Source organism: Leisingera sp. MMG026 (genome assembly GCF_021654205.1).
GTDB lineage: Bacteria > Pseudomonadota > Alphaproteobacteria > Rhodobacterales > Rhodobacteraceae > Leisingera.
Genome location: NZ_JAKFZM010000007.1, coordinates 131,397 through 138,632, shown reverse-complemented (window position 1 = coordinate 138,632; position 7,236 = coordinate 131,397). Strand labels below are relative to the sequence as shown.

The window sequence follows — 7,236 nt, the reverse complement described above, 5'->3', positions numbered from 1 at the left end:
CATCGTGGTTGCCACGGATCAGTACTGTGGGAACACCCGCGTCAGCGGCGCGTGCCAATTGCGAGATCAGAAATGCCCGGGACTTCAGGTCTGGTTGGTCATTATCAAAGATGTCGCCAGCGAGAACCAGTGCATCGACACTTTCCGAGATTGCCAGATCAACAATGCGAATGAACGTGTCCCGACTTGCCTGTTTCAGATGGTCACCCAGATCCGGATTGCGCATCGCGGTCGAGCGAATCGGCGACCCGAGATGAATGTCGGCTGAAACGAGGACACGCATAGATTTTAAATCTTCCTGAAAACGATCGATGTGAAAAAATGAATCTGCATAAGGATCTGTCCGGTACCTATAAAATTGAAACCTGGCTGTCCTGGAACAAACCGCGCTCAACCAGTTCTTTTTTGGCCGCTTCCGCGGCTTTCGAAAACATCAAAATCCTAAGGTTCACTTCCGCCCGTGAAAAACAGACATAAGCCAGCTTTTGAGTAAGTTCTTGCTGCCGGTCGGTCGGATTGCCCGCGACACCAGGGGTCAGAACTTTCGAAAAGCTGTAGGTATTCCAGGCTGCCTCGATATCGTCGATCATGACCAGCACGTTTTCATACTCTTCGCCTTTCGAGCCGTGCTGCGTACTGAAAGGAGAATTCTCATCCAGAAATTCGATGTACTTTTCGAGTTCGTCAGCCTTCAGCTTGAAGAATTCATCAGCCAGCCAATCTCCTTTTTCCCTTTGGTGATCCTCATTGCCGGAGTCATAAGCTTGGCGGGGAGCGCGAGCCAACTGACCTGCAAGGCGGTCCGAAATTGGATAAAGCGCGTTCGCGCTACAGTATTCCAGAATTTCTTTGACCGTATTGCCTTCCCATTTTTCTGCCAAAGCAGCGGCGTGTTTTGAGGCTTCCTCGAGCATCTGTTTGAGGGTTTTGCTCTTGTTCGCTCCAGTGTCGTCAAAAGCAGGGCTTATTCTTCGGAGTGTTTCAATCAGCTTCTTAGGATAGTTGTTGCGGGATGCATCGACCAAAGAAAAAATGCCGTCCACAAAGGGCTTGAGAAGATAGTGCGTGCCGTCTTCATAGTCGGATTGGGATCTGGACGACGAATAGTCACCTGTAAAGAGCTTGTGCAGTGTAACGAATCCGAGCCTCCGGGCGATCATCTGGCGTGCCAGAAAAAGGTTCTTTACAGGAGTAATATCGGTCCATCCCCATTGTTCAACGGCTTCCTCGAACTTCGCCGTTACCTCATCGAGTTGTTCAGAGGTATAGGTTTTCCGTGGACCGGCAGGGTCGGGAGCCTGCGCGATCGTAATCAAGACGCTGCCCTTAACGTCGGAGTTCTTCCCACCCGGAACCTGCTTCAGATCGGTTCTGAAGTTGTTGAGAAGGTCGATCACCGAGGTTGAGCTTCGAAAATTCTCTTCCTTCGGAATCTTTTCGGAGCCTTTTGGACCGGCAAAACCTCCGGCACGCTTATCGTAAATCTGCTGCATCGGATCGCCGAAATATCCGACGATTGGTAAACCTTCGTCCGCGCACACAGCATTGAGCGCCTCGACGACCTGCGGGAAGGTGTCTTGAGCTTCATCGACAAAGATGTAGGGGTATTTGAACCCGAGGCCTTTGCGCAAGAGTGGTTTGTTCGTGATTAGATAGGCCGCGACGTCAATAACATCATCATGGTTCAGGACACATTTGGAATAGTCGCTGATAACGGTTTCTTCGTAGCATATCGGCGGTTTATGCGCGTTTAGCGCAGCAAGTTGGGCAGTCAGGCGCTCAAGGTCTTTCCTCGCTTTTTGAGCGGCCTGAGACGTCCCCCCGTTGTCTTTCTCGCGGGCCTTTTCCATATGTTGCGGGACGATCGCATCACGAAGGGTCTCCCGAATAGCATCCTGGAAGCGCGCGATTTCCGCCCAAAGGAACCCGTGCAGAGTGGAAACGTAAAAGAGGTCATCGAAACCTAGACGCGACGAAATCACTCCAACGGCACGGTTTGTGTATGTGATACACACCACGCGCTGACCGTTTTTCCGAAGCTCGTTTCCACGGGACCTCTGGATTCCTTTCAGAGCTTCAACGAGCGATGTGGTTTTGCCTGAACCAGCGCCTGCGATAACCGAAAATGAAACGTCCTTGGCGATGCACTCAGCAATTTTCTTATCGGCCTCAGTTGGCTTGAGTTCTGCCGTCATTCGCCGGCTCCCAGGTTTTGGGAGAGACGTGTCTCCAGCCATTTTAGGCCTTCGTCGATGTAGTGGGGAACATTCCAGTCCCGGTTCTCTCCCGCATTCGCTTCTTCGTCCCCGCCTGCCGGTATTTCGAAGGCAAGGACATCCATAGCAAATTCTGTTTTTTTGAAAGTATCGCTTTTAATGCGTCGCCAGACGGCCTCTTGCAATTCGGCTCGACCATCCGGCAAGTCAATGCCGATACTGAGTCCATCGGCATGGAAGTGGTCGAGGTTTTCGAAGACAAAGGCTTCTTCAAGGGTTCGCCCGTGGAAGGTTTGAGCATTGTCCTGACGGTTAACTTCTACTGGCTTTTGATAGGCGACAAAACGCATCCCTTCAGCTTGCAGACAATCGTCAAAGGTGTTGCCGGAGAGTTCGGCGACTCTCGTCTCTCCAAAGAAATACCCCAGAGTCGCATTCGACGAAACGGCTCCCGGATGGGTAGCGACGCAACTCGCCCGGTTTCTCGCGGGATCAACGGAGTCGATATCGGTGATGACCAAATAGGGAATTTCGAGGAATTCCAACAATCCGGCGAAGCGCATCCCATAAGCGCCACCTACCTCCAGAATGGTCAGATACTTTTTGTTCAGATTCTGCGCCGATATGTCAATCATGCGCGGCAAAAGCAGTTTTTCCGCAGACCCCTCAACGAGTATGGCAGCATCGGAGAAGAACAAGTCGCAATGCGTAAGTCTCAGATATTTTTTGAGAAAGGAAAGTGATTCCTCTGGTTCAATCATATCGCCGCCCAATTCAAGTGGCTCAGGTTGAAATTGGCGAAGGCTGTGCACGGTCGTTCCCTGATAGGTCACTCCATCCTGTTCACCGTTGATATGGCACCGACGGAAGTAGCGGATTTTTGAGAAATCCACGGTATCCAGGATGTGCGACGAGTGGGTCGTGATTGTGAGCTGGGGCTTGCTTTCGCCTTCTGGTGCGTCAGCGGTGAGCACGTCCCACATCTGGCGAATGAATGTTTGTTGGACCTGAGCGTGCAAATGCACTTCCGGTTCTTCGATAAAGATCATCTGGCACAGCGGACGGTTGTCTTCGGTCGCGAGCCATTGCCGATAAAAATGATCGACCTGAATGGCCATGAACACCAGGTTCTTGAAACCCAGTCCGTTATAGGCCTCGGGTAGCTCATGGCTGGTGCTGGCATCGACGTAGAAGAGTTCGGTGTTACCGCGTAACGCAACCTCCGAACTGAGTGTCGAAACGACCTTCATCGCGCGGTCGTTGTCGGAGGGAAGGCCAAGACCTCCGATCATTGTCATCAGGGGTCTGAAGCGTTCGTCGTAGTGCCTAGTCAGATTTTCATTATTCTGTTCAATGATCGCTACAGCTTCTTCGGCCAGTTCCGCCTGCTCCAGGTTTCTCCGGTAATACGTCGCAAAGGCGTCTGACAGTCTGTTGCTCCTCGCGGCATTCTCGTCGTCAATATTTCGCTGGGCATCAACGAAATCGACGCGCAGCAGAGAATGGACAATCTTCTTGCCTTCTTGCGCGGAGAGTGCCGTTGCCACGAATTCCTCTTCCAGCTTTTCCAGCGAGGACACCTTGATGCCAAAATACTTTTTCAAGTTGCCTTCCATTCCAAGGAAGAAGCTCAAAGGGCGCTTGCGGGTACCGTCTTCCTTTGTCGGGAAAGCTGCATCGTAATGCTTCCAGAGTTCTGCTGCGTCATCCGCAGCGAACGAGCAGCGCATCCCGATTTCCGAGAAATCAGCGGAAAGGCTCGTTGCCAGGGCAAAGACCCGACCGAACGCAATTGAGTCCGGATCGATGTGAAACCAGAGATCAAGTTCTATTTGAGGTAGGCTGGATTCGTTCCTTGGAGCGTATGCGTCGATAGAGGCAATTGCGAGAATGGAGAAGTCATGAATCTTGAATTCCCGGTTCCCGAGAAAGCTTCGAATGGCAGCCGTCGCAGAAGTCTTGCCGCTGTTGTTCGGGCCAACAAAAACAGTTTCCTTGCTTTCGAAATCAACGGACACATCATTCAGGCGCCGAAAATTTCGAATGGATATACTACCTAGACGCATCCAGTCCCCCTGTAAGCTGCGAAGATGATAGCAATCATTGGTTGTGTTCGGGAAGGTAAATTCGTCGCCGGTTGACACAAAACTGATGCTCGCAACGGCGCGAATGTCACCAAGCTGACAAAAGCAAGACAACTGCGTCACCCATCCAAACCCACCTTATGAGGCAGGGCTTGTCTACCGTGAAAGGGGCAGTCCAATGCGTCGCTCCCTAGGTGTAGAATTTCGGGAGGACCGAACCATGGCAACGAGGGATGTCCCCTTATTTGCATTCATTGCCATGAAGCCGCCAGTCCGTTCCCGGCCCATCACGTGGAGTGCTTCGAAAAGTAATCCGTGTATTCTGCAGCGTAGTCGCCTGCACATCAACCTTGGCTTATGCCTTGCGGCCTCCCCAGCTCGGCTTCGCGTGTCGCAGGGGAGAACGGCCCTTCGGTCCGTCGCGCATTCGGCCATGCGGCCTCACCGCGGCGTCGCACCCGGCGTCCCGGTTTGCCCGCCTCGCGAGCACGTCTCTCCCTGGCCGCTCCGCCGGATTGCGCTCTGGTCTGTTTTGCGGGGCAAAACGATCCCGCCGCTGCATCCGTCTCCCGCGTCCGGTCGGGCCGTTTGCCTGCTCGTGTCGGGCAAACCTACCGTCAAAACACACACACATGAGCGTGGAAGCATATCCTCCGGATGGCCCCCAAATCAGCCCGCGTCAAGGATCGCAAAACTTTTCGGCGAGGACGGGGCCTGTGGCTTGGGGCGGTCCCGTGCGTGAGGGCGCGCATGTGTCAGTTGCTGCACGCGGAAAACTTTTGCGCCCGGCAAGCCGGCGGCTGCGCCGTCCCTGACCCGGGCAGATTCGGAAACCAGACATTCGGCCATGCCCCCACACTCACGTGGTGGCCTTGCAACCGAACACTGGAGACCAGACATGGCTTACGACACTGCGAACACCTACGAGACCATCGAGCTTTTCGGACTGACCGAGAAGGACGCCCACCTGCCGATCCCGGAAGATCACATCCTGAGCGACCACATCATCCGCGAGAGCTTCGAGGCTTTGCTCGGTCAGCTGCGCGGGACCGGGCTTGAAGCAGAGATCGAACCGCTGGCCCATGGGCTCGCCACGATCCTGCAGCGCCGCAAGGTGGCGCTTGGCAAGGAGGTCGACCGCACCGCCGACAAGATCGGCGCGCTGGCAAAATCCCACGACGGATCGGAGATCGCCGAGACCGCGCTCGACGAGGCGCAGGCGCGCTTTCTGCAGCTGCGCGAGATTGTCAGCGCTATCGAGGTGATGAGCGAGGCGGCGGCGGAATGCTACGAGATCGAGACGGGCCACGCCTTCATCCCGGCAGCCGGGTCGCGCGCAAGCGTCCGGGCGCAGGAGACCGGGGCGGTCTTCGAGGCACGGCAGCTCCTGGAGCAGCACGACCGTGAAACCGCCGAGAAGTCGAAAGTCGCGGGGGTGCCCCTGATCGTCTCAGGCGCCACCGACTGGACCGATGTCGATGTGATCTTCAACACGCTCGACAAGGTTCGCGAACGGATCAAGCAGAACCGCAACCAGGAGATCTTCCTCTGCCACAAGGGCGGCAAGCACGGGGCAGAGATGATTGCGGCCCGGTGGGCCCGAGCACGCGGGATAGCACAGGCGCGCTTCGATCCGCGCTGGTCCGCGCATGGGCGGGCGGCACCGTTCAAGTGCAACGACGAAATGCTGGACGACAAGTTCGCGGCGACGGGGGTTGTACTCTTCGGCGGCAACGGAGTCGCGCTGAACCTCGGGCAGAAGGCGGAAGCGAAAGGTCTGACGGTCATGCGGGTTGCGGACCCGGCGAAGAAGGCGTCGCAGAATTGAAGAGAGGGGGTCGCGCTTGGCGCGGCCCTTTCGTCATGTCTCATGGTGCGTGCGGTCGGTCACGCGTGATCGGCAGCTCGTGGCGTCCAGTACCGTTATCCCTCTACCCGGTCCGTCAGAGTGCGGCCCATCCGCATCGGTACGGGCTGGGGATGGTGCGCACCTCACGCACATCGTTCGCAGCACAAGACGCAAGGGGTCGAGCCGTCGCACTTTAGGCTGAAGCCCTGCACGTCCCTCGGGGCGTGTTTCGGAACATCGAACCCACGCGGGCGGGCTCCGTGAGCACCCCGGCCAGGAGCGGCGGGACGAGGACGCAGATGACGGCGTCGGCGTGATGTAAGGGGTCATCCGGATCACTCCTTTTTGCTCATCGATGTGGATCGCACGGGGTCGGCCCGTCCGTGCCCTCAGCTCACGCTTCGGCAAGCACAAATACGGCTTCCACGGCAAAGCCGCGGACCCTCCGCATTTGCGCTTGCGACCGAGCCTCTTGCCCCCGTGCCGGGTGATCCCCATCGCAACAAGGAGTAACCCAAATGACCAACCACTACGTCGCAACCGTCCCCGTCAAGTTCACCGATACCGATGGCCAGGAGCGCACCCGCTTTCAGCGCGTGGGCGCTATGTTCCGCAACACCCGCAACGGGGACGGCTCGGAGTTCTTCAGCCTCAAGCTCGACTTCCCGGTCGCGGTCTCGGAGCTGGTGATGTTCCCGCCGAGCGCGAAAGATCCCCAGGACTGAATCCTCTGACGAGGATGGGCCGCCCCAGGACGATCTTGGGGCGGCCCGATCCCTGTTCCAGGGATGCCGGTTCCGGCGCGGGTGATCGCCGGCAGCGACCTCGCCTTGGTGCCGGTCCCTGCGCGTTCAACGGACGCACTCCCCCCGGAATGATCAGGCCGCGACAGACCGGCCAGTCAGCCTCAAGGGGGCCATCCGCAAAAACCTATCGGCCAGGGCCTCCCGGTTTTTGCGGCAGAGATTTGGCAAGCCAAATCTGGCCCTCCTTGACCCTGCCTGTCCGCCCTGTCGGTGGGGTTTGCGCCCGCCCGCGGTTCCGTCCGAACACTTGGCGTTCGGCCAGACCCTCGGGCGGGGCTGGC

General features: G+C 56.8%; 5 protein-coding genes. 2 read left to right on the top strand and 3 right to left on the bottom strand.

What is annotated here, in order from left to right; translation table 11 throughout:
- The 3 genes from L1069_RS05825 to L1069_RS05815 all read right to left on the bottom strand — a co-directional run.
- On the bottom strand, positions 1 to 283 hold a 283-nt coding region (locus L1069_RS05825; protein ID WP_237455016.1), incomplete at its 3' end, for a metallophosphoesterase.
- 67 nt (positions 284 to 350) lie between these two features.
- Positions 351 to 2,195 carry a UvrD-helicase domain-containing protein gene (locus L1069_RS05820; protein ID WP_024099314.1) on the bottom strand — a complete coding sequence of 615 codons (1,845 nt, stop codon included), beginning with the start codon at positions 2,193 to 2,195 and terminating at the stop codon, positions 351 to 353.
- Positions 2,192 to 4,423 (bottom strand): AAA family ATPase, encoded by a 2,232-nt coding sequence (locus L1069_RS05815; RefSeq protein ID WP_024099315.1) that lies wholly within the window; start codon positions 4,421 to 4,423, stop codon positions 2,192 to 2,194. Before L1069_RS05815 ends, L1069_RS05820 begins: the two co-directional genes overlap by 4 nt.
- A 775-nt stretch (positions 4,424 to 5,198) precedes the next feature.
- Between L1069_RS05815 and L1069_RS05810 the strand changes: the two genes are divergently transcribed.
- Positions 5,199 to 6,128: a DUF2493 domain-containing protein gene (locus L1069_RS05810; RefSeq protein ID WP_096708176.1), complete on the top strand. Its 930-nt coding sequence runs from the start codon at positions 5,199 to 5,201 to the stop codon at positions 6,126 to 6,128.
- Between the two features lie 539 nt (positions 6,129 to 6,667).
- Positions 6,668 to 6,874: a hypothetical protein gene (locus L1069_RS05805; protein ID WP_007120662.1), complete on the top strand. Its 207-nt coding sequence runs from the start codon at positions 6,668 to 6,670 to the stop codon at positions 6,872 to 6,874.
- Positions 6,875 to 7,236 lie beyond the last annotated feature (362 nt).